The organism is Streptomyces sp. ITFR-6, from assembly GCF_031844725.1.
GTDB lineage: Bacteria > Actinomycetota > Actinomycetes > Streptomycetales > Streptomycetaceae > Streptomyces.
Map to the genome: position 1 here is coordinate 7107773 of NZ_CP134612.1, position 26306 is coordinate 7134078.

Sequence of the window (26306 nt, forward strand, 5' to 3'; positions counted from 1 at the left end):
GAAGAGATGTCGGCACCGAACAAGTCGTACGACCCAGTCGAGGTCGAGGCACTGAAACCGGAAGAGATCGAGCGCATCCGGGACGAGGCGCTCGCCGCCTTCGCCGCCGCGGGCGACCTCGACGCGCTCGCCCAGGCGAAGACCGCGCACACCGGTGGTACCTCGCCCCTGTCCCTCGCCAACCGCGAGATCGGCGCGCTGCCGCCGCAGGCCAAGGCCGAGGCGGGCAAGCGCGTGGGCCAGGCCCGCGCCGCCGTGGGCAGGGCGCTCGCCGCCCGCCAGGCGGAGCTGGAGGCCGAGCGGGACGCCCGGGTCCTGGTCGAGGAGGCGGTGGACGTCACGCTGCCCTACGACCGCACCCCGGCCGGCGCCCGCCACCCGCTGACGACGATCATGGAGCGCGTCGCCGACGTCTTCGTGGCCATGGGCTACGAGGTCGCGGAGGGTCCCGAGGCCGAGGCCGAGTGGTTCAACTTCGACGCCCTGAACTTCGTGCCCGACCACCCGGCCCGGCAGATGCAGGACACCTTCTTCGTCGAGGGCGCCGACGGCGCGAAGAACGACGAGTCCGGTGTCGTCCTGCGCACCCACACCTCGCCGGTCCAGGCCCGCACGCTGCTCGACCGCGAGCCCCCCGTCTACGTCGTCTGCCCCGGCCGGGTCTACCGGACCGACGAGCTGGACGCGACGCACACCCCGGTCTTCCACCAGATCGAGCTGCTCGCCGTCGACGAGGGCCTCACCATGGCCGATCTGAAGGGCACCCTCGACCACATGGTCCAGGCGCTCTTCGGCCCGGACATGAAGACCCGGCTGCGGCCGAACTTCTTCCCGTTCACCGAGCCGTCCGCCGAGATGGACATGGTCTGCTACGTCTGCCGCGGCGAGTCCGTCGGCAACCCGGACCGCCCCTGCCGCACCTGCGGCAGCGAGGGCTGGATCGAGCTCGGCGGCTGCGGCATGGTCAACCCCAAGGTGCTCATCGCCTGCGGCGTCGACCCCCAGAAGTACAGCGGATTCGCCTTCGGGTTCGGCATCGAGCGGATGCTGATGTTCCGCCACAACGTAGAAGACATGCGAGACATGGTCGAAGGCGACGTCCGGTTCACCCGGCCCTTCGGGATGGAGATCTGATGCGCGTCCCGCTTTCCTGGCTGCGGGAGTACGTCGACCTGCCTGCCACCGAGACCGGCCGTGATGTACAGGCCGAGCTCGTCGCCGTCGGCCTTGAGGTCGAGACGGTCGAGCAGACCGGCGCCGGCCTCAAGGGCCCGCTGGTCGTCGGAAAGGTGCTCACCATCGAGGAGCTGGAGGGCTTCAAGAAGCCCATCCGCTTCTGCACGGTGGACGTCGGCACCGCGAACGGCACCGGCGAGCCGCAGGAGATCGTCTGCGGCGCCCGTAACTTCGCCGTCGGCGACAAGGTCGTCGTGGTCCTCCCCGGCGCGGTCCTGCCCGGCGACTTCGCGATCGCCTCGCGCAAGACGTACGGCAAGACCTCGCACGGCATGATCTGCTCCGGCGACGAGCTGGGCATGGGCGACGACGGCAGTGGCGGCATCATCGTGCTGCCCCCGGAGCACGAGGTCGGCACCGACGCCATCGAGCTGCTCCAGCTCGTCGACGAGGTCCTCGACATCGCCGTCACCCCCGACCGGGGCTACTGCCTCTCGATGCGCGGCGTCGCCCGAGAGACCGCCATCGCCTACGGTCTGCCGCTGCGCGACCCGGCCCTCCTGGACGTGCCCGCGCCGAACGCGTACGGCTACCCGGTCCAGGTCGCGGACCCGATCGGCTGCTCCCGCTTCACCGCGCGCACCGTGGTCGGCCTGCAGCCGGAGGCCCGTTCCCCGATCTGGCTCCAGCGCCGCCTCCAGAAGGCCGGGATGCGGCCGATCTCGCTCGCGGTCGACGTCACCAACTACGTGATGCTCGAACTGGGCCAGCCGCTGCACGCCTACGACCGGACCCGGATCGACGGCCCGATCGGGGTGCGCCGCGCGGAGCGGGGCGAGAAGCTCACCACCCTCGACGGCGCCGTCCGGGTCCTGGACCCGGCCGACCTCGTCATCACCGACAACCGGGGACCGATCGGCCTGGCCGGCGTCATGGGCGGGGCCAACACGGAGATCGCGGACGCCGCGAAGGACGCCCACACCACCGAGGTCGTCATCGAGGCCGCGCACTTCGACGCGATCTCGATCGCCCGCACCGCGCGCCGCAACAAGCTCGCCTCAGAGGCGTCCAAGCGCTTCGAGCGCGGCGTCGACCCGCAGGCCGCCGCCGCTGCCGCGCAGCGCACGGTGGATCTGCTGGTGCTGCTCGCCGGCGGCACGGCGGAGGCGGGGGTCACCGAGGTGACCGCCCCGTCCGGCCCGCGCACCATCACGATGGCGGCCGACCACCCGGACAGGGTGGCCGGTGTCGCCTACGGCCGCGAGACCGTCGTACGCCGCCTCCAGGAGGTCGGCTGCGACGTCTACGGACAGGACGAGCTGCTCGTCACCGCCCCGTCCTGGCGGCCCGACCTGAACGAGCCGAACGACCTGGCGGAAGAGGTCATCCGGCTGGAGGGTTACGAGAACCTCCCGTCCACCCTGCCGACCCCGCCCTCCGGCCGAGGGCTCACCGACCGCCAGCGGCTGCACCGCCGCGTCGGCCGGGCCCTCGCGGGCGCGGGCTACGTCGAGGCGCTGAACTACCCGTTCACCGGCGAAGCGGTCCTGGACCAGCTGGGCCTCGCGGCGGACGACGACCGCCGCCGCACCGTCCGGCTCGTCAACCCGCTCTCCGACGAGGAGCCGTCGCTGCGCACCACGCTGCTGCCGGGCCTCCTCGGCGCACTGCGGCGCAACGACGGCCGGGGCAGCCACGACCTCGCGCTCTTCGAGACCGGTCTCGTCTTCCGGCCCACCGGCCAGGAGACCAAGCCCGTCCGGCTCCCCGTCGACCGGCGCCCCACCGACGAGGAGATCGCCTCGCTCAACGCGGCGCTCCCGCGTCAGCCGCGCCGCGCCGCCGTCGTCCTCGCGGGCGCCCGCGAGCAGGCCGGCTGGTGGGGCAAGGGCCGCCCGGCCGACTGGGCGGACTCCGTCGAGGCAGCCCGCACCATCGCCCGTGAGGCCGGTGTCGAGCTCACGGTCCGCGCCGGGCAGCACGCGCCGTGGCACCCGGGCCGCTGCGCCGCGCTGTACGTGACGGTCAACGGCGAGGAGACCCTGTTCGGGCACGCCGGTGAGCTGCACCCGCGCGTCATCAAGGAGCTCCACCTGCCCGAGCGCACCTGCGCCATGGAGGTCGAGCTCGACGTCCTGGAGCAGGCCGTGGACGGCGCGCTCCAGGCACCCAGGATCTCCACCTTCCCGGTGGCGACCCAGGACGTCGCGCTGGTCGTGGAGCAGAACGTGCCTGCGGCCGAGGTCGAGCGGGCGCTGCGCGAAGGCGCCGGCGAACTCCTCGAATCGCTGCGGCTGTTCGACGTCTTCACGGGTGAGCAGATCGGCGGGGGCCGCAAGTCCCTGGCGTACGCGCTGCGGTTCCGTGCCGCGGACCGCACGCTGACCGTCGATGAGGCCACCGCCGCCCGGGACGCCGCGGTGGCGCTGGCCGCCGAGCGTACGGGCGCGGTGCTGCGCGGCGCGTAACGGCTCAGGCGCACAGCGAGGAGGGGCGTGTCCGGCCACCGGACACGCCCCTCCCGTGTGCTCGCCCGGAGGCGGGGACCGCACACGGGCCCCGGCCGGGTCCGGGGGAACCCGGCGCCCGGCCGACCCCGCGGCCACCCTCCGATCAGTGGGCAGTGGGTCGTGCGATCCGGCGCCGTCCGCCCTGCCGCGGAGTGTCGGGCAGGTCGGCGGAGCGGACGGCGCGGGAGTGGGTCGTCGTGCTGTACGAGGGGGAGCAGACGACCCGGCCGCCTCTTGCGAGGGATTCAGTCAAGCCATTCGCCGGTCCGCGCAACAGCGTGCGCAGCGGGACGGTTCGGGCATTCCGTTCACACCCCGTGTGAATCGTGCTCCACTGGGGCGACACGTCCTGGCGTGCCGAACCACCGAAGGGGGCAATGGGGGCAATGGAGCCCAACACTCTGCTAGAGGCTCTGATCGACGAGGCGGGTGTCTCCCGGGCCGGGCTCGCCGCGCACGTCAACCAGGCCGGCCGCGCCCGGGGCCTGTGCCTGCGGTACGAACACACCGCCGTCGCCCGCTGGCTGAAGGGCCAGCGCCCGCGCGGCCAGGTGCCCGACCTGATCTGCGAAGTGCTCGGCGGCCGCCTGCACAGGGCCGTCTCGCTCGACGACATCGGCATGGCGGCCCAAGGCGGGCGCGCTCCCGGGCAGGGGTCCTCGCTCACCGGATTCGTCGAACGGGCCACCGCGCTGTGGCGCTCCGACGAACAGCAGCGCCCGCACGTCGTCGCCGCCCCGGCCGTCACCGGGACCACCGCGGTGATGCCCGTGTGGGAGTGGGAGAACCCGCCGGAGGACGCGGACGTCTCCCGTGCCGGTACGAGCCGGGTCAGCCTGGCCGACATAGCGACACTGCGGGCCGCCCGCGCCCACTACGAACTCATGTACCGCAGGGCGGGCGGTATCGCGACGCGCTCGCGCATCGTCGGCTTCCTCAACACCGAGACCGCCCCGCTGCTGCGCGGCGGCTACAGCGACGCAATGGGCCGTCAGCTGCACCGGGCGACGGGCGGGCTGGTGGCCGTCGCGGGCATCTGCGCCTACGACTCCGACGCGCACGGGCTCGCCCAGCGCTACTTCCACCAGGCGCTGCGGCTGGCCAAGGCGAGCGGGGACCGGGGGCTTGGCGGCTATGTGATCGCGCTGCTGGTCAACCAGTCGCTGTTCCTGGCCGACTACCGGCAGTCCGTCGCGTTCGCGGAGGCGGCGCTGCGGGCCGCCGGACGCGACATCACCCCCGCGCTCGCCGCCGATCTGCACGCGATGCAGGCCAAGGCGTACGCCCATCTCGGCGACGGCGGCAGCGCCCTGAAGTCCGTCCGGCGCGCCGAGTCGGAGGCCGAGCGCATCCGGCCGGGCCAGGAGCCGGACGAGACGGGGTACGTCCAGCCGGGGCTGGTCAACGTCCAGGTGGCGGAGGCGCTGCTGAGCCTTGGAGACCTGCCCGCCGCCAGGGAGCACGCGGTGGCAGCGGTGCGCACGCCCGCGCACGACCGGGGCCGGGTGCACCGGCTGGCCATGCTGACCACCATCGAGCTGCGGCAGGGCGAGGCCGACCGGGCGGCGGTCACGGCCGCGGAGATGGCGGACCGTGCCAGGGGCATGGAGTCGCAGCGGCTGCGCGACCGGCTGCGCTCCGTGCGCGAGCACCTGGTGGTGAACGGCAGCGCGGAGGCGGAACGGGCCGCGGAGCTGATCGACGGATCGCTGCGCGTACCACTGTGAGCGCAGGTCTGCTGCGATATGGCCACCTACTAGTCAGAAGGTGGCAGAACTATGCAGTGGACGAACCTGAACGAACAAACTGTCTACGAGAATCGCTGGTTCCGGGTCAATCTGGCTGATGTAGTCCTCCCGGACGGCGACCATCTCGACCACTACGTCATCCGGCTCCGCCCCGTCGCCGCGGCCACCGTCGTCAACGAGGCGAACGAGGTGCTGCTCCTGTGGCGGCACCGGTTCATCACCGACAGTTGGGGCTGGGAACTCGCCGCGGGCGTCGTCGAGGACGGTGAGGGCCTCGCGGCGGCCGCGCGGGAGATGGAGGAGGAGACGGGCTGGCGCCCCGGACCGCTGCGCCCGCTGCTGACCGTGGAGCCGTCGAACGGTCTCACCGACGCCCGGCGCCACTTCTACTGGGGCGAGCGGGCCGAATGGACCGGCGAGCCCTGCGACGCCTTCGAGTCCTCGCGCCGCGAGTGGATACCGCTCAAGCTGGTGCCCGACATGATCGCCCGCGGTGAGGTGCCGGCCGCGGGCATGGCGGCCGGGCTGATGATGCTGCACCACTTACGGCTGGGCTGATCGCGGCTGGGCCGAGCCGGCCCGCTCCGGTGCGGGGGATCGGCGGGCCCCTCGCGCCGGAGCGGTGTGGCGGTGGGGGAGCGGCGTACCGGCTTTCCCTTGTGCGTGTAATCGGCTGGGGTCAGGAAGGATGCGTCAGTCTTTACCCCGAAACGCTATTGGCGTGGGTCGCTATTGCTGCGCAGCCAGCAAATGTTCCTGCTGGCGCATTGATGACAACGGATGCGCCAGAGGCCTTTATGGGAGTCGCTTCCGACGGATCTCCTGTGGTCCGGATGCCATACGCCTTGAGGATTTCCATTGCCAGGAATCCCGACTTGGCAGCGCGTCAATGTTGGACATACCGCGTCTTTCGAGAAGAAAGCCTGATACTGGATGCGTGACGGGCAGGCCAAGGGGGAGTGAATCGCGCCTTAAATCGCCCCTTCGGTTCAGAAGGGTGTCATTTACATCACAGAAATTTTTACAAGATCTGTACAACTATCCCTAGCCGGGGGTGTATGTGCGCCTGGTGAATGCCCGCTCTGCCGCGATCCGCTCGGCCGAATTCCGGTGAAAAACTCCCAAAGTGTCCATGATTCGCAATTGCGACAATGGGTTTGATGTCGACGGTACGGGGCTTTACGTCTCCCGAGCTGCGGATACCCTCGCCCCCGGGCCCGGCCGTCGGCGCGCGACTCCGTCAAGTGCCTCTCATCGGTTGCGTACGATAAATCCGCATCAATCGCAGGCAGACTCGGTTAACGCGTGACGACTTGACGTCAACTGCCACATTGAAGAAGGGCGTTATTCATGGCGCAGTCTCTCGCCGATCTCGCATCGGAAAGAGTGCAGAGGATCTTGCGCTTCTTCCCCGAGAGCTCGCGGGCCGAGCGCGAAGAGTTGAGCGCCACTGCGCGGGAACTGCTCGACGTCCACGGCGAGGGGGCGCTCACCGCCCTCCGTCCTGCCGCGCGCGTCATTTGGTACCTCGCTGCCGAGGGGCGTGCCGAGGACCTTGTCAAGGTGGTCCTGGGCCAGCGCAGGGACCCGGGCGGCTTTCTCGTGGCAGGCGTCCGGCGCCCGCGCCTGGTGCTGCCGGGGATGCGGAGCCTTGCGCTGCCCGAACGGATAACCGAGCTCAAGCCCCGCGATCTGCCGGTGACGGCGCAGCTCACCTCGGTCGAGTGGCGCGGCGACGATCTGGTGTGGGGAGGGTACGCGTCTGTCGCGAACCTGCCGCGCGCATCGAGTCGCGTCATCGGCCGGTTCGCGGTGCTGGAGCACGGCGAGACCGGCCGCCGCATCAAACTGCGCATGCGCCGCACCACGAACGAGCAGGCCACCGTCGCCTCCGGACAGGCGCTGCACTGCTACGACCAGTCGGGCTTCGAAGTCGTCGTCCCCGCCCGTCGGCTGCACGAGCTCGCCGGGCTCGGTGCCGGCCAGTGGTTCCTCTACATCGGGATACCTGGACCGGGCGGGACCTACGGCGCCCGGGTGCGCCAGCGCGACGCGGGCACGGCCGGGCACAACCAGGTCCGTCATCTGGCGGACGGCTCACGTCTCGTGGTCGGCTTCATCAAGAACGCCGTGACCATCACGGTCCAGCAGCCCGCTGCCGAGGTCGAGTCCTGCACCGTCGAGGACGGCGAACTGCGAATCGTCACCAGGGCGCGGAGCGGCGCCAAGGCCCCCACCACCGTGAGCATCGTCGACGGCGACAACAGAATCGACAGCCCGCTCACTCCCCTGTCCGGTTCCCCTGACGCCTTCCGGCGCTGCCAAGCGGTCTTCAGCCTTGCCCGGCTGGCCGAGAACGACCTCCCGGGTATCAAGACCCGCCAATTCAAGGTGACCTTCCGCGGAGACGACGGCAGTGGCCAGGAGACCCCTCTCGCCGAGGGCTTCACGACCGGGAGGCACGGGCTCGGCCCCGGCCGCGAGCTGGCCATCCACCGCGACGGTCCCGGCAGGCTGATGCTGGCAACGCGAGCCGTACGGCCCGTCGTCGACGCGATGACCGTGGCGGGTCCGGGGGAGCTGGTGCTTGAGGGCACGTATCCGGGTGAGTGGGCGGCCGGGAAGAAGTTCATCCTGCGGCACGGCGTCCGCTTCGAGGAGAAGGAGCTGCCGGTCGAGTTCGTCGACGGGCGGTTCACCCTTCGGATCAAGCCGGAGGAGGCCCCCCAGACGCACGGTCCCGAGCTTCCCCTGTGCCCCGGTCGCTGGTACCTGTTCTTCCGCGACGCGGACGCCTGGGACAAGTCCGGAGACGTCCCGGTGACCTTGCGCCCGGAACAGGTGCAGGACCTGCCCATGTCCTTGAGCGGCCCGCGGCGCGCCTACACCGTGGACCGCCGCTACTTCGACCGCATCTTCATCGAGCCGGAACGGCTGCTCGGCCCCGATGAACACGGCGCCTACCGGCAGCGCATCCTGCGCGAGACGTACTTCCACGAGCAGCGCGAGCTCCCCCTGCGCGACGCGGTCCTCTACATCAGCTTCGGGGGCAAGCAGTTCTCGGATTCCCCGCGGGCGGTCTACGAGGAGCTGGTGCGCCGAGGGGCCGAGGTCGAGCACATCTGGACCCAGGACACGGGGCTCCCCGAGATGCCGCCGGAAGCGACCGTGGTGGGCTGGGGCAGCCGCGAGTGGTACGCGGCACTGGCGCGCAGCCGCTACGTCGTCGTCAACACCGCGGTGGGCGACTGGTTCGTCACCCGCCCCGGGCAGCGGGTCGTGCAGACCTGGCACGGCACGCCGCTCAAGAAGATCGGCAAGGACCTGCTCGGCTCTCCCCAGTCGAGCCCCTCCTACATCGCCGGCCTGCCGCACAGCTATCGGCAGTTCGACTTCGTGGTGTCCCCGAACGCGTACACCACGGAGATCATGCGCAGGGCGTACTCCATCGAAGGCGACCTGCTGGAGAGCGGCTATCCCCGCAACGACGTCTTCCACGCCCCCGACCGTGAGGCGCGGGCCGCGCGGGTCAGGGAGCGGCTCGGCCTGCCCGAGGGCAAGAAGGTGGTGCTCTACGCGCCTACCTGGCGGGAGGACCAGAAGCACGCGAGCAAGCTGTACAAACTCGATCTGCGGATCGACCTGGCCGCGGCCCAGGCCGAACTCGGCCACGACCACGTGCTGCTCTTCCGCAAGCACCCCAGGGTCCACGACAACGTACCGGGTGCCGGCCGGGGCTTCGTGTGGGATGTCACCCGCTACCCGGACATCGCGGATCTGTACCTCGTCGCCGATGTCCTGATCACCGACTACTCCTCCGCGCTCTTCGACTTCGCGCACTCGGGTAAGCCGATGCTGTTCTTCACGTACGACCTGGAGCACTACCGGGACTCGCTGCGCGGCCTGTACTTCGACTTCACCACCCGGGCGCCCGGCCCGCTGCTGAAGACCTCCGAAGAGCTGGTCAAGGCCCTGCGCGACGTCGATGCCGTCGGAGCGGAGTACGAGGAGAAGTACGCGCAGTTCAGGGCGGACTTCTGCGAGCCCGGCGACGGTCTCGCGACGGCGCGGGTCGTGGACCGCATGCTCGTGGACTGAAGGCGCAGCGGGCGCGCGTGAGGACAACGTGCCCCGTCGGGCCCGGCGGCGTAACCGCCGGGCCCGTCGGCGTGACGGTCAGTAGGCGTAGAAACCCGACCCCGTCTTCCGGCCGAGCCGGCCCGCGTCCACCATCCGCTGGAGCAGCGGGGGAGCGGCGTACAGCGGCTCCTTGTACTCGTCGTACATCGAGTCCGCGACCGAGGCCACGGTGTCCAGGCCGATCAGGTCAGCGAGCTTGAGCGGGCCCATCGGGTGGGCGCAGCCCATCTCCATGCCGTTGTCGATGTCCTCGCGGCTGGCGATACCCGACTCGAACATCCGGATCGCGGAGAGCAGGTACGGGATCAGCAGTGCGTTGACGACGAAGCCGGAGCGGTCCTGGGCGCGGATCGGGTGCTTGCCCAGTATGTCCTGCACCACGGCCTCGGCACGCTTGACCGTCTCGTCGGACGTGGTCAGCGCGGGGATCAGCTCGACGAGCTTCTGCACCGGGGCCGGGTTGAAGAAGTGGATGCCGATGACCCGGTCGGGGCGGGAGGTCGCGACAGCTAGCTTCACCAGCGGGATCGAGGAGGTGTTGGAGGCGAGGATCGCGTCCTGCCGGGTCACCACCTGGTCCAGCACCTGGAAGATCTCGGTCTTCACCTGCTCGTTCTCCACCACGGCCTCGATGACGAGATCGCGGTCCGCGAACTCTCCGAGGTCGGTGGTGAAGCTGAGGCGGCCGAGGGTCTCGTCGCGCTCCTCCTCGGTGATCTTGCCGCGTTCGGCGGCCTTCGAGAGGGAGTTGTAGAGCCGGGTACGGCCGATCTCCAGCGCCTCGCCGGTGGTCTCGGCCACTCTGACATCGAGGCCGCTGCGGGCGCACACCTCCGCGATGCCTGCGCCCATCTGGCCGCAGCCGACCACTCCGACGCGTGCGATGTCCGCCATAGAGTCCGTCACCTCGTGCCTTTCACTGTTCTCCGTGCGGCGGCTTCCGTTCGGTTCCGGGCTCCGCCTCGACCCCACGACGTTACTCCGCGCCCCGCGCGGGATCGCAGGCCGGGGCGTGCATGCGCGGCCCTGGCCTGCGATTCCGGGGGCCGGATGAGGACAGAGAAACGGCAGATGCGAAGAAATGCGGCAAATCGGTAGAAGAGGCTTTGTGGCCGGTGCGGCCGGGACGGTGGCCTCGGTGGTGGTCCCGGGCGCCGTAGCCGCGCAGCCCGTTGCGGAGGCCGCCGCGGAGCGGCCGGTCGTGCCCCGTGACGCGGTGCGGCGTGAGCTCAGAGGCATGTGGGTGGGGACGATCGACAACCTCGACTGGCCGTCGAAGCCGGGGCTCTCCGCCGCAGCCCAGGAGACGGAGCTGATCGGCTACCTCGACGAGGCCGTCGACCGGCGGCTCAACGCGGTGATCCTCCAGGTCCGCCCGTCCGCCGACGCGCTGTGGCCCTCCCCGTACGAGCCATGGGCCAAGTGCCTCACCGGCGTACAGGGCAAGGATCCCGGCTGGGACCCGCTGGGGACGGCGGTGCGGGAGGCGCACAGCCGGGGCCTGGAGCTGCACGCCTGGTTCAACCCCTACCGGGTCGCGAACCACTCCGACCGCTCCCGGCTCGCCGCCACCCATCCCGCCAGGGTGCACCCCGACTGGGCACTGCCGTACGGCGGGAAGCTCTACTACAACCCGGGCCTGCCCGAGGTCCGGAGCTTCGTCCAGGACGCGGTGCTGGACGCGGTGCGCCGCTACGAGATCGACGCGGTCCACTGGGACGACTACTTCTATCCCTACCCGGTGGCCGGGCAGTCCTTCGCGGACGGGGCCGCGTACGAGAAGTACGGTGCGGGCTTCGCGAGCAAGGCGGCCTGGCGGCGTTCCAACACCGACAAGCTGGTCCAGGAGACCGCCCGGCGGATCAAGGCGGTCCGGCCGGGCGTCCGGTTCGGCATCAGCCCGTTCGGGGTGTGGCGCAACGCCTCGACCGACCCGCTCGGCTCGAAGAGCGCCGCCGGGGTGCAGACCTACGACGATCTGTACGCCGACACCCGCGGCTGGATCAAGAAGGGCTGGATCGACTACATCTGCCCCCAGCTCTACTGGAACATCGGTCTCGCCGCCGCCGACTACGCCGTGCTGGTGCCCTGGTGGAACGAGGTGGTACGCGGCACGGGCGTCGACCTCTTCATCGGTGAGGCGCTCTACAAGGCCGGCGATCCGGCCCAGCCGGCGGCCTGGCGGGACCCGGCGGAACTGTCCCGGCACATCGAACTGGCCGCCGGGTACGACCAGGTCCGCGGCCACGCCTACTTCTCGGGGCGGGCCGTGGTCGCGGACCGGATCGGCGCGTTGGAGCGGGTGGTGGCCGACCACTACCGCTCGCGGGTGCGCCCGCCCGGCTGACTCACGGCGCTCCGCCGTCCCGGGGCCGGGGGGTGTCGTCGTGCTGGAAGACGCTGTCGGGGCCGGGCGCCAGGAGATGTTCGTGTCCGTCGTCGAAGCGGACGCGGTACGGGGGAGTGCCCCCGTCGCCGAGCACCTCGACGATCTCTGCGACCCGGTCCTGCTGCCCCACGGTCCTGCCGTACGTCACCAGCCGGTCGCCCGTGTGTGCCTCCATCGGGAGTGACCTCCTCACGGGTGGCGGTCCATGTCGACAGGTCTATGTCCGGACGGTCCCGGCGGGACGATTCACCGGGCGCGGTCACCGGCCGCGCCCGGCGCCACCCGCGCGCTGGGTCGCCGCGATGCAGAGGAGCACCGCGACGGCGGCCACCGGCGCGGCCGCCGAGACCTCCTCGTCGAGCAGGAAGTACGACCAGACCAGCGTCAGCAGCGGCTGCGCGAGCTGGAGCTGGCTGGCCCGCGCCACCCCGATCTCCGCCATGCCCCGGTACCAGACGTACAGCCCGAGGAAGGTCGAGCAGGCCGCGACCCAGACCACGCCGATCACCCCGTGCGCGGTCAGCCGCACCGGCTCGTACGGCAGCGCGAGCGCGGTGCCCGCCACGGCGAGCGGCAGCGTGAGGATCAGCGCCCAGCCGATCACCTGCCAGCCCGGCATCACCTTCGCCAGCCTGCCGCCCTCCGTGTACCCGGCCGCGCACACCAGCAGGGCGCCGAACAGGAAGACGTCCCCGGCCGAGAGCGTGCCGCCGCTCTGCAGCACGGTGAAGACGATCACCACCCCGGCGCCGGCCACCGCCGCGCTCCAGAACGTACGGGAGGGCTGTGATCCGGTCCGCAGCGAGGAGAACACCGCCGTCGTCAGCGGCAGCAGCCCCACCACCACGGCCGCGTGCGAGGTCGTCGAGGTCTCCAGTGCCAGCGTGGTCAGCAGCGGGAACCCGACCACCACGCCACCCGCCACGACGGCGAGCCCCGCCCGGTGCCGGCGCTCCGGCACCCGCACCCGGGCCGCGAGGAGCACGCCGCCCGCGATCGCGGCGGCCAGCAGACTGCGCAACGCCACCAGGGACCAGGGCCCGAAGCTCTCCAGTCCCCACGCGGTGGAGGGGAAGGTCAGGGAGAAGGCGAGCACCCCGAGCCCGGCGAGCAGCGTGCCGTTCAGCCCCGCCCGCCGGGCCCCGGGGCCGCTGCCCGGTACGTCCGGTGCGTGGGCGCGGCCCGTGCCGCCCGCCGTCGGCCCGACCGCTATCGTGCTGCTGTGAGTAGCGCTATCCTCTGCTGTCATGCATGAGCGTAGCAGTGTGGCCGATCTGGCGAGTTCTCTGCGGAGAGAGCTGAACCGCTACTCGCCCGGCGAGAAGCTGCCGTCCAGCCGTGCCCTGGTGGAGCGCTTCCGGGCGAGTCCGGTGACCGTCTCGCGGGCCATCGCGCAGCTCGCCGCGGAAGGGCTCGTCGTCACCCGCCCCGGCTCGGGCGCGTTCCGGGCGGAGCCCCGCGGCGCGGCGCCGTCGGCCGGCGACACCTCGTGGCAGGAGGTGTCGCTCAGCGGCGACGGCGGCCCCGAGGCCGTACCCCGCAGCGTCGACGCGTCCGGCGTGCTGGCCACCCTGGCGGCCCCGGCCACCGGCGTCGTCGAGTTCAACGGCGGCTATCTGCACAGCTCGCTCCAGCCGGAACGCGCCCTCGCCGCCGCCCTCGCGCGGGCCGGCCGGCGCCCCGGTGCCTGGGGCCGCCCGCCCACCGACGGGCTGACCGAACTGCGCGCCTGGTTCGCCCACGAGATCGGGCCCGCGCTCACCGCCGCCGACGTGCTGATCACCGCCGGGGGCCAGAGCGCGCTGGCCACCGCGCTGCGGGCGCTGGCCCCGCCCGGCGCCCCGGTGCTCGTCGAATCGCCCACCTACCCGGGGATGCTGGCGGTGGCGCGGGCTGCCGGGCTGCGGCCCGTGCCGGTCCCGGCCGACACCGACGGGGTGCGGCCCGAGCTGCTCGCCGCCGCGTTCCGGGCCACCGGCGCCCGGGTCTTCGTCTGCCAGCCGCTGTTCCAGAACCCGACCGGCGCCGTCCTTGCCCCTGCCAGGCGGGCCGAGGCCGTCCGGATCGCCAGGGAGGCGGGGGCGTTCGTCATCGAGGACGACTTCGCCCGCCGGCTCGTCCATGACGACGCCGGGCCGCTGCCGCCGCCGCTGGCCGTGGACGACCCCGACGGGGTCGTCGTCCACGTCTGCTCCCTCACCAAGGTGACCTCACCCAGCCTCAGGGTGGGAGCCCTCGCCGCGCGCGGCCCGGTGCTCGAACGGCTGCGCGCGATCCAGGTCGTCGACAGCTTCTTCGTCCCCCGGCCGATCCAGGAAGCCGCGCTCGAACTCGTCGGCACCCCGACCTGGAGCCGCCATCTGCGGTCCCTCTCCACCGAGCTGCGGGCCCGCCGCACCGCGATGGCGGCGGCGCTGCGCGGTGAGCTGCCCGCGCTCGCCGTCCCGCACATCCCGGCGGGCGGCGGCAGCCTCTGGGTGGGGCTGCCCGGCACCGGGGCCGGCGCCGACGAGTCCGCCATGGTCTCGGCCGCCCTGCGGGCCGGCGTCGCCATCGCGCCGGGACGGCCGTACTTCTGCGCCGAACCACCCGCGCCCCACGTCCGGTTGAGCTACGCGGCCGTCGCCGGGACGGCCGAGATCGCGGAGGGCGTGCGACGGCTGCGCACCGCCTGGGAGGGCGCCCTCGAAGCGCCGGAGGCTACGCTCGGAGGATGACGGAAACTCCCCAGCAGCGTTACGAGATATCGTCCGAACCGTCCCGGCTGGACGCGGCCAGGATTCACAACTGGCTCTCCACGGACGCCTATTGGGCGCTCGGCCGGACCCGTGAGCGCCAGGATCTGGCCATCGTCGGCTCACTCAACTTCGGCGCCTACGACCTCGCCTCCGGCGAACAGGTGGGCTACGCCAGGGTGGTGACCGACCACGCCACCTTCGGCTGGGTCTGCGATGTGTACGTCGACCGCGCAGCCCGCGGCCATGGACTCGGCGCGAGCATGGCCACGGCGGCGCGCGATCACCTCGCGGAGGCCGGCGTCCGGACGATCGTGCTCGCCACGGACGACGCCCACGGCGTGTACGAGAAGGTCGGTTTCAAGCCGCTGGACAGCCCGGAGAAGTGGATGTCCCTGAAGCTCGGCTGATCCGGAAGCGCTTCCGGCCGCACTCTTGACCTGCGGGGCGAACGGCTCCACGATCGCCGCCATGAGTGTTCGAGTCTCACTCGTCGCCGCGGCGCGCAACTCCTCCCTGCTCGGTGAGCGCTTCGAGGACGACCGGCCGCTCGATGAGACCGGCTGGCACGAGGTGCAGTTCGCCGCCCCCGCCCTGTTGCCCCTGGGGGCGGCCGAGCTGCGCTACTGCTCACCGACCGCCCGCAGCCGTGCCACCGGCCAGGCACTCGGCTTCGCCCCGATGGTCCAGCCCGCCCTGCGCGACTGCGACATGGGCCGGTGGCGCGGACTCACCCTCGCGGACGTCACCGCGCGCGAGCCCGCGGCCGTGGACGCCTGGCTCGCGGATCCGCGCTCCGCGCCGCACGGCGGAGAGACGCTGCTCGCGTTCATCTCCCGGATAGGCGGCTGGCTCGACACCCGTCCCGCCTGCGACGGGCTGATCGTCGCCGTCGCAGAACCGGCCGTCGTCCGGGCCGCCCTGGTCTACGCGTTGCGGGCGCCGCCCTCGACGTACTGGAACGTCGACGTCCGCCCGCTCTCCACCGTCACGCTGACCGGCCTGCCCCGCCGCTGGAGCCTCTGCCTCGAAACCGGGGCCCGCTGACGGGCGTCGGGCCGGTCCGCCGGGATCGCCGCGCACCATGTCTTCCCGCCGGTCCGACCAGTCGGTACGTTGTCCGGGGGCCGGGTCCGTCCGGTCACGCCCCAGTCGAGGGAGGCCATCGTGCCGCCGGTCCACGGTCACTGCGACGAGCGCTTCCTCGCGGTGCGCGGCGCGTTCGAGGCGAACTTCCGCGAGCGGGGCGAACTCGGTGCCGCGGTCACCGTCCTGGTCGACGGGCAGCCGGTGGCCGACCTCTGGGGCGGCTGGGCGGACGGCGCCCGCACCCGGCCCTGGGAGCGGGACACCCTCGTCAACGTCTGGTCCACCGGCAAGGGACCGACCGCGCTCTGCGCCCATATCCTCGCCGACCGGCGCCTGCTCGACCTCGACGCCCCGGTCGCCGCCTACTGGCCCGAGTTCGCCGCGGCGGGCAAGGAGGGCGTGCTCGTCACACACCTGCTCTCCCACCGCGCGGGCCTGGCGGGGCTCCGCGAGCCGCACACCCTGGCCGAGCTCTACGACTGGGAGCTGACCTGCGCCCGGCTGGCCGCGACCGAACCGTGGTGGGAGCCCGGCACCCGGTCCGGCTACCACGCGCTCACCCACGGGTTCCTGGTCGGTGAGGTGGTCCGGCGGGTCAGCGGGCTGCTGCCGGGGGAGTTCCTCCGGCGGGAGATGACCGGCCCGCTCGGCATCGACTTCACCATCGGGCTCCCAGCGGCCGACGCGGGACGCGCGGCCGAACTCGTCGCCCCGAAAGCGGACCGCGCCCGGCAGGCGGCCGTCTTCGCGCGGATGGAGCCGGTCGCCGTCGCCTCCCTGCCCAACCCGCCCACCGGCGCGGCCGCCGCCAACACCCCCGGCTGGCGGGCCGCCGAGATCCCCGCGGCCAACGGCCACGGCACCGCCCGCGCGGTCGCCGCGCTGTACGGCATCCTCGCGGGCGGCGCGGCCGCCGACGGACGGCGCGTCCTCTCGGAGAAGGCCGCCGAGCGGGTCCGCGAGAGTCAGGGGGGCTGCCGCGACCTGGTGCTGGGCGCCGGCCTCGACCACGAGACGGAGATCGCGCTCGGGCCCTGGCTGAGCGGCCCCAACCGCTCGTACGGCCCCAACCCGCGGGCCCTCGGGCACGACGGCGCGGGCGGCTCCTGCGGACTGGCCGACCCGGAGGCCGGGATCGCCCTGGGCTACGTCATGAACCGGATGGGCCCGCTCATCGCCGACGACCCGCGCAAGAAGGCGCTGATCGAGGCCGTGTACGCCTCGCTGTGACCCGCTCCGGTGGCGGCGCGGCGGGTACGGGCCGCCCGGCCCGGCGGGTCAGTCGGGTCCGGCGGGTCCCGCCCGGTCAGCCCGCCTGGTCAGCCCTGGCCGGTCAGTCCTTATCCTGTGCGGCGACGATGAGCGTGAGTGCTTCGACGACTGCCGCCTCCGTGGTCGCCTTGTCGATACCGAGGCCGGTCAGCAGTCCCGCGCCGTCCTCGTGCTCCAGCAGGGCGAGCAGGATGTGCTCGGTCCCGATGTAGTTGTGCCCCAGCCGCAGCGCCTCGCGGAAGGTGAGTTCGAGTGCCTTGCGGGCGTCGGCGTTGTAGGGGAGGAGCTCGGGCAGCTCCTCCTCCGAGGCCGCCGGGAGCGCCGCCGTGGCGGCCTGGCGGACGGTGTCCAGGGTGACCACCTGGGCCTTGATGAATGCCGCCGCGAGCGCTTCCGGCTCGCTGAGCAGCCCGAGTACGAGGTGCTCGGTGCCGATCTCGCTGTTGCCCGCGGCGCGCGCCTCGTTCTGGGAGGCCATCACGACGTTCTTGGCGCGCGCGGTGAAGCGGCCGAAGCCCTGGCTGGGGTTGAGGTCGGTCGATTCGCCGGGGTTCTTGGCGACGAACCGCTTCTGCGCCGCCTGCCGGGTGACCCCCATGCTCTTGCCGATCTCCGTCCAGGAGGCGCCGGTGCGCCTGGCCTGGTCCACGAAGTGGCCGATCAGGTGATCTGCGACGTCGCCGAGGTGGTCGGCGGCGATGACGGCGTCCTGGAGCTGGTCCAGGGCGTCGGGGTGGACCTTCTTGATGGCTTCGATGAGGTCGTCGAGGCGGACCGGATGCGTGGAGCCGACTGGATTCGTCATGTGTCAACCTTAGGTTGACAGTAGAGAGGGTGTCAACCTTCCGTTGACAGTACGCGTGGAGGCTCCGGATACAAGAGCCCCGGATGTGACTAACGCGCCGGCCGACGGTGTTCGTCGGCCGGCGCGTCCGGTCAGCTGTTCAGCCGGCGGGCCGGGATCAGAGAACCCCGGAGTCCGCGATGGTGACCTTCGCCTTGGTCCGGCCGCTCTGCGTGCCGAGACCCTCGATCTTGGTGACCAGGTCCATGCTCTCCTGGTCGGCGACCTCGCCGAACACCACGTGCTTGCCGTCCAGCCACGAGGTCACGATGGTCGTGATGAAGAACTGCGAACCGTTCGAGTTCGGGCCGCTGTTCGCCATGGAGAGCAGACCCGGCTTGGTGTGCGCCAGCTTGAAGTTCTCGTCGTCGAACTTCGCGCCGTAGATGCTCTTGCCGCCGGTGCCGTCGCCCCGGGTGAAGTCGCCGCCCTGGAGCATGAACTCCGGGATGACCCGGTGGAAGGACGAACCCTTGTAGCCGAAGCCGTGCTCGCCGGTCGCCAGCTGGCGGAAGTTCTCCGCGGTCTTGGGAACGACCTCGTCGTACAGGTTGAAGACGATCCGCCCGGCGGGCTCGTCGTTGATGGTGATGTCGAAGTAAACCTTGCTCGTCATGCAACCATCCTGACATCCGGCCGCGCGGCCCCGACGGGCGGGCGCGGCCAAAGGACGCTCACGGGTGACGGACCGGGCGCATGTGGTCCACGCGTACGGCGCACGCGACGGCGGTCCCGGACCCGCCACTCCTGGCCGTCACACTCCGGTACTGCCGTCGATCCGCTCACGCAGCAGGTCGGCGTGGCCGCTGTGGCGGGCGTACTCACCGATCATGTGCGTGTAGATCCACCGCAGGCTCACCTCGCCGCCCATGAAGGGAACGGTGTCCTCCAGCGCCCGCACGGCACAGTTGGCGCGGGACAGGGCGACCTCTTCCCGCCACGCCGCGAGGGTCTGCGTGAAGGAGGCGCCGGCGGAGACCTCGAAACCGCCGGCGTGCCCACCGGAACCGGCCCGTGCGGGGTGCGTGGGCGGGGCGTCCTCCGCGGCGAGCACCCGGCGGAACCAGTTCCGCTCGACCTCGGTCAGGTGCTGGACCAGCCCCAGCAGCGTCAGCGACGGCGGCGGGACACAGCTCTCCCGGACCTGCTCGTCGGCCAGGCCCTCGCATTTCAGTGCCACGGTGGCCCGGTAGAAGCCGAGCCAGCTCTTTAGGTTGGTGCGCTCGTCGGCGTTGAGGGGCGGCATCGCGCGTTCGGTGTGCGTCATGATCACCGATCGTGCCGGCCGGGTCTGACAACCGGGGGTGTTACGGCCGCTTGCGGGGCTTTCCGCGCTTGGCGCCCGCAGCGCCCTTCGCGCCCCGGGAGCCGCCCTTGGCCCCCTTCGCGCCACCGGAACCGCCCCGGGCGCCCCTCCCCGCTCCCGCACCGGCCGCGGGCTTGCGCCGGGCGCCACCGGTCTCCGGAGCCTTGCGCTTCGGCTTCTCCGCGGGCGGCGTACCGCGGCCCCTGGTGCTGTTCACCGTCCGGCCCCGGACGATCCCGATGAAGTCGTCCACCAGATCGGTGGTCCGGTCCTCCGGCCACGACAGCGCGATGCGCGACTCGGGGGCGCCGGAGAGCGGCCGGTACGTCAGGTCCTTGCGGTGGTGCAGCCGGGCGAGCGACTGCGGGACGGCGAGGACGCCCACCCCGGCCGCCACCAGCTCGATCGCGTCCGCCGTCGTGGCGGGACGCTCGATCGCGGGCTGTCCGGGCAGCCGCTCCCAGTCGAGGACGTCGTCCAGCGGGTGCAGCACGATCTCGTCAACCAGGTCCTCGACGGAGATCTCGTCCACCGCCGCCACCACGTGGTCCTTGGGGATCACGACCACGGTCGCCTCGGTGTAGAGGGGGATCGCGCTGAGGTCCGCCCGGTCCACCGGCAGCCGTACGAAACCCGCGTCGGCGCCGCCGTCGAGCAGCAGGGCCGACGCCTCCGCGGCGGGCACCGCGACGAGGGAGAGGGGGACGTCGGGCAGGCGCTCGTTCCAGATCCGCACCCACTTGGTGGGGGTCACCCCGGGGACGTACGCGAGCCGGAACGAAGGGGTTGCTTCCGAGCCTGTCACCCCGCCAGGTTACCGGTCGTGGTCAGCGGTGGCGCACACGCTCGATACTCTTGACCCCATGACGTCGCACCAGACCACCCAGACAATGAAGCCCGCGACCGCGGCGAAGAAACTGGGTGTGTACCTCGAAGCCACACCCGCCGAGTTCCAGGAGGGTGTCGTCTCGCGCGCCGAGCTGGCGGCCCTCCAGTCAGAGCCGCCCGAGTGGCTGCAGGAACTGCGACGCAACGGCCCGCATCCCCGGCCGGTGGTCGCCGCCAAGCTAGGCGTCTCCATCTCCGGTCTCGCGCGCGGTGGCGTCACGGAGGCGCTCACCACGGAGCAGATCGAAGCCCTGAAGCAGGACGACCCCGGGTGGCTGCGCAAGGAGCGTGCCACCCAGGCCGAGGTCCGCAAGGAGACGGTGCGCATCAAGGAGCGGAACGCGGAGCGCGCCGGCAAGGAGCAGGACCGGTCCTGACACCGGCCGCCGCAGTCGCGAGGCACTGACGGGGGCGGCCGAAAACGCCCCCGTTCCCGCCCCCGCTTCCGCTCAGCGAGTGGCGAGCAGCGTCAGCGTGTCGATCACGCGGTTCGAGAAGCCCCACTCGTTGTCGTACCAGGCGGACACCTTGATGTGGCGGCCCTCCACCCGGGTGAGGGCCGAGTCGAAGATCGACGAGGCCGGGTTGCCCGTGATGTCGGACGACACGAGCGCGTCCTCCGAGTATTCGAGCACCCCTGCCAGCGGTCCCCGCGCGGCGGTCCGGTACGCCTCCAGCACCTCCTCGCGCGTCACATCGCGGGCCACGGTGGTGTTCAGCTCGACGATCGAGCCCACCGGAACCGGTACGCGGATGGAGTCGCCCGACAGCTTGCCGTCGAGGTTGGGCAGCACCAGGCCGATCGCCTTGGCGGCGCCCGTCGTCGTCGGCACGATGTTGATCCCGGCGGCGCGGGCGCGGCGGGCGTCGCGGTGCGGGCCGTCCTGGAGGTTCTGCTCCTGCGTGTAGGCGTGCACCGTCGTCATGAAGGCGTGCTCGATGCCCGCGAGGTCGTCGAGCACGGCGGCCAGCGGCGCGAGGGCGTTGGTGGTGCACGAGGCGTTCGAGACGACGGTGTGCAGGGCCGGGTCGTACGCGTCGGTGTTCACGCCGTAGGCGAGCGTGACGTCCGCGCCGTCCGACGGCGCCGCGACCAGCACCCGCTTCGCGCCCGCGTCGAGGTGCGCGCGGGCGGCCTTGGCGGAGGTGAAGCGGCCGGTAGCCTCCAGCGCGATGTCGACGCCCAGCTCGGTCCACGGCAGCTGTCCCGGTTCGCGCTCGGCGAGCACCTTGATGCGGCGGCCGTCGACGACGAGGGTGTCCCCGTCCACGCTCACCGGACGTCCGAGCCGGCCGGCGGTGCTGTCGAACGCGAGCAGCCGGGCCAGTGCGGCGGGCTCCGCGAGGTCGTTGACGGCGACGATTTCGAGGTCGCTTTCGCGTTCCAGCAGCGCGCGCAGCACGTTGCGTCCGATGCGGCCGAATCCGTTGATGGCGATGCGAGTCATGTGAGAGTCCCTTTCTCCTCGCTTCCAGCATCGCGCTCGCCGGAACCCTCTGACAGCGGCGTGATCGCCATGGTCCGTAAGGATCCCGCCACGCTCCGCGCGGGCTGTTCGCCGCTGGCTATTCGCCCTGGGCGAAGGTGCGCCGGTACTCGCTCGGAGTGGTGCCGAGGATGCGCTGGAAGTGCAGCCGCAGATTCGCTCCGGTGCCGAGCCCGACGTCGGCGGCGATCTGCTCGACGCCTCGTTCCGAACGCTCCAGCAGCTCGCGGGCCACATCGATCCGGGCGCGCATGACCCACTGCATCGGGGTGTATCCGGTGTCCTCGGTGAACCGCCGCGAGAACGTCCGGGGCGACACTGCCGCGTGCCGGGCCAGCGTGTCGAGGGTGAGGGGCTCGCCCAGCCGGTGCAGCGCCCACTCACGGGTGGCGGCGAACCGCTCCCCGAGCGGCTCGGGCACGCTGCGCGGCACGTACTGGGCCTGGCCGCCGCTGCGGTAGGGCGCCGCGACCAGGCGCCGGGCCGCGTGGTTGGACGCGGCCACCCCGAGGTCGCCGCGCAGCACGTGCAGGCAGAGGTCGATGCCGGAGGCGGCGCCCGCGGAGGTCAGCACCCCGCCCTCGTCGACGAACAGGACGTTCTCGTCGACCCGGACGAGCGGGTACTTCGCGGCGAGCGCCCGCGTGTAGTGCCAGTGCGTCGTGGCGCGCCGGCCGTCGAGGAGACCGGTGGCGGCGAGCGCGAACGCCCCGGTCGAGATGGCGGCGAGGCGCGCGCCCCGGTCGTGGGCGGCGATCAGCGCGTCGATGACCGGCTGCGGCGGGTCGTCACGGTCGGGGAGCCGGTAGCCGGGCACGAAGACTATGTCGGCCCAGTCGAGCGCGTCGAGCCCGTGGGTGACGTAGTACGAGAGGCCGTCGCCGCCGGCCACGAGACCGGGCGCCGCACCGCATACCCGTACCTCGTACGGCATGCTCGCGCGGGTCGTGAACACCTGGGCGGGAATGCCGACATCGAGCGGCTTCGCGCCGTCGAGGACGAGCACCGCGACGTGGTGCAGGCGAGGGGCTGGCATGGGAGACGAGGGTACGCGGCGGGACCCCACGGGGACGCGGCCACGGCTCAGCGACGCGTCGTGTCCACGGGCGCCCCGGCCGAGTCGCTGAGGAACGGATCCAGAAGGCGCAGCAGCTCGTCCGGCCGGTGCAGCGGGATGATGTGCCCGCAGTCCTCGACGAGTCGGCCGGCCAGGCGGTCGGTCACCGGCCGCAGTTGCTGTTCGAGCGCCCTGCCGACGGGCCGGGCGCCGATGGCCAGGGTGGGCACGGTCAGCCGGCTCCTGTGGGTGGCGTCCAGGATCTGCCCGGCGCTCGACGGCAGCGCGCGGTAGTAGGAGAAGGCGCACCGCAGGGCCTCGCTTCCGCTGAACGCGTCGAGGAAGTCCGCGCGCAGGGCGGGCTCCACGCCCTGCCCGAGCGTGCCCTCGTCGAGGAACCAGTCGATGTACCGGTCCTCGTTCCCGACGAGCACGGATTCCGCGAGGCCGGGCTCGCGGTGGAAGTTGAACCACCAGGGCGGCCCCTGGGCGAGGAATTTCTCGGCGCCCGGAAGCGGGCCCAGCAGTGACTCCATGACCACCAGCTGCCGGACGAGACCGGGGCGGCGCATGGCCAGCAGAAAGGCCGGCGGCACGCCCGCGTCGATGGCGACGACCGCGGCGGAACTCTCCCCAAGCGCGCGGAGCAGCGCCTCGGCGTCCGCCGCGAGCGTGCCCGCGTCGTAGCCGTCCACGGCCCGGGTGCTCGCGCCGAACCCCCGCAGATCCGGTGTGATGACCCGGAACCGGTCCGACAGTCCGTCCATGACGTGGGTCCACAGCCGCCAGGTGTGCGGGAAGCCGTGCAGCAGCAGGACGGCCGGTCCTTCACCCGCCACGGCCACGTTGATCTCGATGCCGTTGGCCGTGATCTGCCGGAGCACGGGGCGGTCGGGGGGACTTGACGGGACGGGCATGGTGGGCTCCGGATCGGTTCGGGCGATGCGGCTCGTGGCCGCGCGCTGTGGTTACCATTGGTGACTACAAAACGATAGGTAACTACTAAGGGAGTGCCAAGACGGCACTTCCGCCTCAGGTGGTGAGCTCCAGGTGACCCCTACGGCGCGACGGCCCCCGCAGGGCGGTCGCGGAGACCTGTTCGACCCGGAGTGCCCGACCCGCGGCCTGCTCGACCGGATCGGCACGAAGTGGATGTCGATGGCCGTCAAAGTGCTGGCGGAGGCGTCCCCGGAAGAGGTGCGCTTCGCGGAACTGCGGCGCCGGATGCCCGGTATCTCGCAGAAGATGCTGTCCACCACCCTCCAGGGGCTGACCCGCGACGGCCTGGCCGAGCGCCGGGTGGAGCCGACGGTGCCGCCGCGCGTCCACTACCGGCTCACCCCGCTCGGCCTGTCTCTGGAAGAGCCGCTGGCCATGGTGCGGGCCTGGGCGGAGGAGCACATGGCCGAGATCGACCGCGCCAACCGGGAGAGCGCCGACAGTGCCCCGTAGCCGGAACGGCCGGCAGTTCCCGGCACAGTCGCGCGGCACGGTGGCGACATGGACGCGGACGGCGGGAGCGTTCCGGCCGTCCGCCGGACGTCGTAGGGTTCCGTCATGACCGAGCCGCACCCCAACGCCTGGGCCGCACAAGCGATCCGGCGGGTGCGGGAGGACGGTTCGCACCTGCTGCCGACGCCTCTGCGCACACTCTCGCTGCCCGGTGTCCCGGGCGTCGACATCTACCTGAAGGACGAGTCCGCGCAGCCCACCGGGAGCATGAAGTACCGCCTGGTGCGCGCCATGTTCTGCGAGGCGGTCGCCCATGGTGCCCTCACGGCGGACACGCCGGTGATCGCGGCCACGAGCGGGGCGGTCGCGGTCGCCGGTGCCCGGTTCGCGAGGCTGCTGGGGCTGGAGTTCACCACCGTCGTACCGGCGAAAACCGCTCCGGAGCTCCTCGCCGCCATCGAGGCGGAGGGCGGCCGCTGGCAGCGCGGTGAACAGCCGCCGGCCGCCGCCCAGGCGGAGGCGCGGGCGCTGGCCGAGCTGCTCGGAGGTCACTTCCTGGACCACTTCACCGACGCGGAACGGGCGGTCGCCGGATGCGGTTTGCCGACGGCCGCCGACGAGATCTTCGACCGGCTGGGCGGGGAGCCGCACCCGGTCCCGGAGTGGATCGTCACCGGCGCCGGTACGGGGGCGACCTCGGCGGCGATCGGACGCCACCTGCGGCGCAACGGGCATCCGACCCGGCTGGCCGTGGTGGACCCGGAGAACTCCGCCTACTTCCCCGCGTGGGCGAGCGGGTGCGCCGACTACGCCACGGGGATGCCCTCCCGGATACCGGGCATCGGCCGCCCCCGTACCGAGCCCGGTTTCCGGCCGGCTCTGATCGATCTGATGATCCCGGTCCCGGACGCGGCGTCCCTGGCGGCGGTCCGCTGGCTGAGCACGGCCGCCGGGATCGAGGCCGGACCGGCGACGGGCACCAACTTCTGGGGGACCTGCCACCTCGTGGCCCGGATGCGCGAGGCGGGCGTACGGGGGAGCGTCGTCACCTTCATCGGGGACGGCCCCGGACCCTACCGGAGCACCCACCTCGACATGGCGTGGGCGCGGCAGCGCGGACTCGACCCGACGCCGTACGAGGCCGCCATCGAGCGGTTCGCCCGCACCGGGGAATGGGCGGACGGATGACGGCTGCGGGCGGCCCGAATAAACCACCCCGCTCCCTCGCCGGAGACCGACTGCCATCCCGTAATGTGACCGGGTGACAGAATTCAACGCCCTTGGCGACAAAGGGGATTGGCAGAACGACTTCGAGCGGCGGCTGACCGCCTCGCTGCTGGCGGCCGGCCTCGGCGACGCCGCGACGCGGCGCACGGTCGAGGAGACCCGCGGCAGGCTCGGCGGCTGGACCGTCGCCGGGATCACCGACGCCGGGACCCGGGTGGGCTACGTCGCGGTGTCCGTGAAGGACGAGAACGGGGTGCCCACGGGGCACATAGGCGACCTCCGCGTCGAGGCGGACCACGCAGGCCGGGGGTACGAGGAAGCCGCCCGGGACTGGGCCGAGGAGTGGTGCGCGGAGCGCGGCGCGGGCCGGGTGGACATACGGATCAGCGAACCGGCCGGTGCGCTGTTCGACGGGTACGGAGTCCGGGGCCAGCTCAGGGCGCGGCGCGTCGACTCCCCGCCGGAACCGGTCGACGGCGTCACCGCACGGCCGATGACGCCGGCCGAGTACCCCGAGTGGCTGGCGGCGGAGAAGCTCGCCTACGTCGAGGACATCGTCCGGTCGGGGGCCAAGAGCCCCGAGGAAGCCGCACGCAAGTCCGACGACGACTTCGCGAAGCTGATCCCCGAGGGCCTGGCGACCCCCGCGACCACCCTCCTGGTCCTTGAGGCGGCGGGGGAGCCGATCGGCACCGGCTGGCTGAAGCACGGGCACCTCCCCGGAGTCACGTACGGCTACTCGCTCCACATCGACGAGCGGTACCGGGGCAAGGGGTACGGCCGGGCCGCGATGGCGGCCGGCGAACAGGCGACGCTCGCGGCCGGTGACTCGGTGCTGATGTTCACCGTGTGGGGCGGCAACGAGGTGGCGATGAACCTGTATACGAGCGTCGGCTACCGGATCGTGGAGGAGTACCGGTCCACCGGCCTCCCGCGCGCCTCGGCCTGACGGGGCCCGGCGGCCGCCGGGGAGACGGATCAGCTCC

The 26306-nt window shown here is 72.0% G+C and carries 24 protein-coding genes; 14 read left to right on the forward strand and 10 right to left on the reverse strand.

All coding sequences use genetic code 11. From position 1 onward, the window contains the following. The first annotated feature begins 6 nt into the window (after window positions 1–6). The 5 genes from pheS to RLT59_RS32380 all read left to right on the forward strand — a co-directional run bounded on the left by pheS (window position 7) and on the right by RLT59_RS32380 (window position 9532). Window positions 7–1134 (forward strand): phenylalanine--tRNA ligase subunit alpha, encoded by a 1128-nt coding sequence (gene pheS / locus RLT59_RS32360; RefSeq protein ID WP_073737431.1) that lies wholly within the window; start codon window positions 7–9, stop codon window positions 1132–1134. Further along, on the forward strand, window positions 1134–3644 hold the full coding sequence (gene pheT, locus RLT59_RS32365) for a phenylalanine--tRNA ligase subunit beta (RefSeq protein WP_311306683.1): 2511 nt from the start codon (window positions 1134–1136) through the stop codon (window positions 3642–3644). The genes pheS and pheT overlap by 1 nt, the downstream gene beginning before the upstream one ends. Window positions 3645–4072: 428 nt before the next feature. Then, on the forward strand, window positions 4073–5413 hold the full coding sequence (locus RLT59_RS32370; protein ID WP_311306684.1) for an NsdA family TPR-like regulatory protein: 1341 nt from the start codon (window positions 4073–4075) through the stop codon (window positions 5411–5413). A 51-nt stretch (window positions 5414–5464) separates the two neighbouring features. After that, entirely contained in the window at window positions 5465–5992 is a 528-nt protein-coding gene (locus tag RLT59_RS32375) for an NUDIX domain-containing protein (RefSeq protein WP_311306685.1), read from the forward strand. Window positions 5993–6784: 792 nt separating this feature from the next. Next, window positions 6785–9532 (forward strand): CDP-glycerol glycerophosphotransferase family protein, encoded by a 2748-nt coding sequence (locus RLT59_RS32380; RefSeq protein ID WP_311306686.1) that lies wholly within the window; start codon window positions 6785–6787, stop codon window positions 9530–9532. Between the two features lie 78 nt (window positions 9533–9610). Here RLT59_RS32380 and RLT59_RS32385 read toward each other — a convergent pair whose 3' ends face one another. Continuing rightward, the gene (locus RLT59_RS32385) at window positions 9611–10468 is read right to left on the reverse strand and encodes a 3-hydroxybutyryl-CoA dehydrogenase (protein WP_073737446.1); all 858 of its coding nucleotides are present in this window, start codon (window positions 10466–10468) and stop codon (window positions 9611–9613) included. Window positions 10469–10655: 187 nt separating this feature from the next. Between RLT59_RS32385 and RLT59_RS32390 the strand changes: the two genes are divergently transcribed. Next, complete coding sequence (locus RLT59_RS32390) at window positions 10656–11921, forward strand: glycoside hydrolase family 10-like protein (RefSeq protein ID WP_311306687.1); 1266 nt, start codon at window positions 10656–10658, stop codon at window positions 11919–11921. Window position 11922: 1 nt separating this feature from the next. Here RLT59_RS32390 and RLT59_RS32395 read toward each other — a convergent pair whose 3' ends face one another. Together RLT59_RS32395 and RLT59_RS32400 are read right to left on the reverse strand one after the other, a co-directional pair. Beyond that, on the reverse strand, window positions 11923–12138 hold the full coding sequence (locus tag RLT59_RS32395) for a DUF1918 domain-containing protein (RefSeq protein WP_311306688.1): 216 nt from the start codon (window positions 12136–12138) through the stop codon (window positions 11923–11925). A gap of 84 nt (window positions 12139–12222) precedes the next feature. After that, window positions 12223–13212, reverse strand: a complete 990-nt coding sequence (locus tag RLT59_RS32400) for a DMT family transporter (protein ID WP_311306689.1) — start codon at window positions 13210–13212, stop codon at window positions 12223–12225. On the opposite strand from RLT59_RS32400, the gene RLT59_RS32405 reads away from it, so the two are divergent. From RLT59_RS32405 to RLT59_RS32420, 4 genes are all read left to right on the forward strand, one after another. Next, window positions 13211–14680: an aminotransferase-like domain-containing protein gene (locus tag RLT59_RS32405; RefSeq protein WP_311306690.1), complete on the forward strand. Its 1470-nt coding sequence runs from the start codon at window positions 13211–13213 to the stop codon at window positions 14678–14680. The genes RLT59_RS32400 and RLT59_RS32405 overlap by 2 nt on opposite strands. Further along, window positions 14677–15108, forward strand: coding sequence for a GNAT family N-acetyltransferase (locus tag RLT59_RS32410; protein WP_311306691.1), 432 nt, complete (start codon window positions 14677–14679; stop codon window positions 15106–15108). Before RLT59_RS32405 ends, RLT59_RS32410 begins: the two co-directional genes overlap by 4 nt. Window positions 15109–15169: 61 nt before the next feature. Further along, a complete protein-coding gene (locus tag RLT59_RS32415; RefSeq protein WP_311306692.1) occupies window positions 15170–15745 on the forward strand; it encodes a histidine phosphatase family protein in 576 nt (191 codons plus the stop codon). 120 nt (window positions 15746–15865) lie between these two features. Next, a complete protein-coding gene (locus tag RLT59_RS32420; RefSeq protein ID WP_311306693.1) occupies window positions 15866–17017 on the forward strand; it encodes a serine hydrolase domain-containing protein in 1152 nt (383 codons plus the stop codon). Window positions 17018–17120: 103 nt separating this feature from the next. Here the strand turns inward: RLT59_RS32420 and RLT59_RS32425 are convergent, their stop codons facing one another. From RLT59_RS32425 to RLT59_RS32440, 4 genes are all read right to left on the reverse strand, one after another. After that, a complete protein-coding gene (locus RLT59_RS32425) occupies window positions 17121–17864 on the reverse strand; it encodes a Clp protease N-terminal domain-containing protein (protein WP_311306694.1) in 744 nt (247 codons plus the stop codon). 157 nt (window positions 17865–18021) lie between these two features. Next, entirely contained in the window at window positions 18022–18519 is a 498-nt protein-coding gene (locus RLT59_RS32430; RefSeq protein ID WP_311306695.1) for a peptidylprolyl isomerase, read from the reverse strand. A 138-nt stretch (window positions 18520–18657) separates the two neighbouring features. Then, window positions 18658–19170 carry a DinB family protein gene (locus RLT59_RS32435; RefSeq protein ID WP_311306696.1) on the reverse strand — a complete coding sequence of 171 codons (513 nt, stop codon included), beginning with the start codon at window positions 19168–19170 and terminating at the stop codon, window positions 18658–18660. Window positions 19171–19210: 40 nt separating this feature from the next. Continuing rightward, a complete protein-coding gene (locus RLT59_RS32440; RefSeq protein WP_311306697.1) occupies window positions 19211–20014 on the reverse strand; it encodes a LysR family substrate-binding domain-containing protein in 804 nt (267 codons plus the stop codon). Window positions 20015–20072: 58 nt separating this feature from the next. On the opposite strand from RLT59_RS32440, the gene RLT59_RS32445 reads away from it, so the two are divergent. Next, on the forward strand, window positions 20073–20474 hold the full coding sequence (locus RLT59_RS32445) for a DUF5997 family protein (protein WP_311306698.1): 402 nt from the start codon (window positions 20073–20075) through the stop codon (window positions 20472–20474). 72 nt (window positions 20475–20546) lie between these two features. On the opposite strand, the gene gap is transcribed toward RLT59_RS32445, so the two are convergent. The 3 genes from gap to RLT59_RS32460 all read right to left on the reverse strand — a co-directional run bounded on the left by gap (window position 20547) and on the right by RLT59_RS32460 (window position 23558). After that, window positions 20547–21545 carry a type I glyceraldehyde-3-phosphate dehydrogenase gene (gene gap / locus RLT59_RS32450; RefSeq protein ID WP_311306699.1) on the reverse strand — a complete coding sequence of 333 codons (999 nt, stop codon included), beginning with the start codon at window positions 21543–21545 and terminating at the stop codon, window positions 20547–20549. 118 nt (window positions 21546–21663) lie between these two features. Then, on the reverse strand, window positions 21664–22620 hold the full coding sequence (locus tag RLT59_RS32455; RefSeq protein WP_311306700.1) for a GlxA family transcriptional regulator: 957 nt from the start codon (window positions 22618–22620) through the stop codon (window positions 21664–21666). A 47-nt stretch (window positions 22621–22667) separates the two neighbouring features. After that, entirely contained in the window at window positions 22668–23558 is an 891-nt protein-coding gene (locus RLT59_RS32460) for an alpha/beta fold hydrolase (protein WP_311306701.1), read from the reverse strand. Window positions 23559–23691: 133 nt separating this feature from the next. On the opposite strand from RLT59_RS32460, the gene RLT59_RS32465 reads away from it, so the two are divergent. The 3 genes from RLT59_RS32465 (at window position 23692) to RLT59_RS32475 (ending at window position 26269) form a co-directional block, all read left to right on the forward strand. After that, on the forward strand, window positions 23692–24093 hold the full coding sequence (locus RLT59_RS32465; protein ID WP_311306702.1) for a winged helix-turn-helix transcriptional regulator: 402 nt from the start codon (window positions 23692–23694) through the stop codon (window positions 24091–24093). 105 nt (window positions 24094–24198) lie between these two features. Next, entirely contained in the window at window positions 24199–25281 is a 1083-nt protein-coding gene (locus RLT59_RS32470) for a pyridoxal-phosphate dependent enzyme (protein ID WP_311306703.1), read from the forward strand. Between the two features lie 73 nt (window positions 25282–25354). Further along, complete coding sequence (locus RLT59_RS32475; protein WP_311306704.1) at window positions 25355–26269, forward strand: GNAT family N-acetyltransferase; 915 nt, start codon at window positions 25355–25357, stop codon at window positions 26267–26269. The last annotated feature ends 37 nt before the right edge of the window (window positions 26270–26306 follow it).

Coding starts and splice junctions, on each gene's coding strand:
- pheS (WP_073737431.1), top strand. CDS start 7: ATGTCGGCACCGAACAAGTCGTACGACCCAGTCGAGGTCGAGGCACTG.
- pheT (WP_311306683.1), top strand. CDS start 1,134: ATGCGCGTCCCGCTTTCCTGGCTGCGGGAGTACGTCGACCTGCCTGCC.
- RLT59_RS32370 (WP_311306684.1), top strand. CDS start 4,073: ATGGAGCCCAACACTCTGCTAGAGGCTCTGATCGACGAGGCGGGTGTC.
- RLT59_RS32375 (WP_311306685.1), top strand. CDS start 5,465: ATGCAGTGGACGAACCTGAACGAACAAACTGTCTACGAGAATCGCTGG.
- RLT59_RS32380 (WP_311306686.1), top strand. CDS start 6,785: ATGGCGCAGTCTCTCGCCGATCTCGCATCGGAAAGAGTGCAGAGGATC.
- RLT59_RS32385 (WP_073737446.1), bottom strand. CDS start 10,468: ATGGCGGACATCGCACGCGTCGGAGTGGTCGGCTGCGGCCAGATGGGC.
- RLT59_RS32390 (WP_311306687.1), top strand. CDS start 10,656: ATGCGGCAAATCGGTAGAAGAGGCTTTGTGGCCGGTGCGGCCGGGACG.
- RLT59_RS32395 (WP_311306688.1), bottom strand. CDS start 12,138: ATGGAGGCACACACGGGCGACCGGCTGGTGACGTACGGCAGGACCGTG.
- RLT59_RS32405 (WP_311306690.1), top strand. CDS start 13,211: ATGCATGAGCGTAGCAGTGTGGCCGATCTGGCGAGTTCTCTGCGGAGA.
- RLT59_RS32400 (WP_311306689.1), bottom strand. CDS start 13,212: ATGACAGCAGAGGATAGCGCTACTCACAGCAGCACGATAGCGGTCGGG.
- RLT59_RS32410 (WP_311306691.1), top strand. CDS start 14,677: ATGACGGAAACTCCCCAGCAGCGTTACGAGATATCGTCCGAACCGTCC.
- RLT59_RS32415 (WP_311306692.1), top strand. CDS start 15,170: ATGAGTGTTCGAGTCTCACTCGTCGCCGCGGCGCGCAACTCCTCCCTG.
- RLT59_RS32425 (WP_311306694.1), bottom strand. CDS start 17,864: ATGACGAATCCAGTCGGCTCCACGCATCCGGTCCGCCTCGACGACCTC.
- RLT59_RS32430 (WP_311306695.1), bottom strand. CDS start 18,519: ATGACGAGCAAGGTTTACTTCGACATCACCATCAACGACGAGCCCGCC.
- RLT59_RS32435 (WP_311306696.1), bottom strand. CDS start 19,170: ATGACGCACACCGAACGCGCGATGCCGCCCCTCAACGCCGACGAGCGC.
- RLT59_RS32445 (WP_311306698.1), top strand. CDS start 20,073: ATGACGTCGCACCAGACCACCCAGACAATGAAGCCCGCGACCGCGGCG.
- gap (WP_311306699.1), bottom strand. CDS start 21,545: ATGACTCGCATCGCCATCAACGGATTCGGCCGCATCGGACGCAACGTG.
- RLT59_RS32455 (WP_311306700.1), bottom strand. CDS start 22,620: ATGCCAGCCCCTCGCCTGCACCACGTCGCGGTGCTCGTCCTCGACGGC.
- RLT59_RS32460 (WP_311306701.1), bottom strand. CDS start 23,558: ATGCCCGTCCCGTCAAGTCCCCCCGACCGCCCCGTGCTCCGGCAGATC.
- RLT59_RS32470 (WP_311306703.1), top strand. CDS start 24,199: ATGACCGAGCCGCACCCCAACGCCTGGGCCGCACAAGCGATCCGGCGG.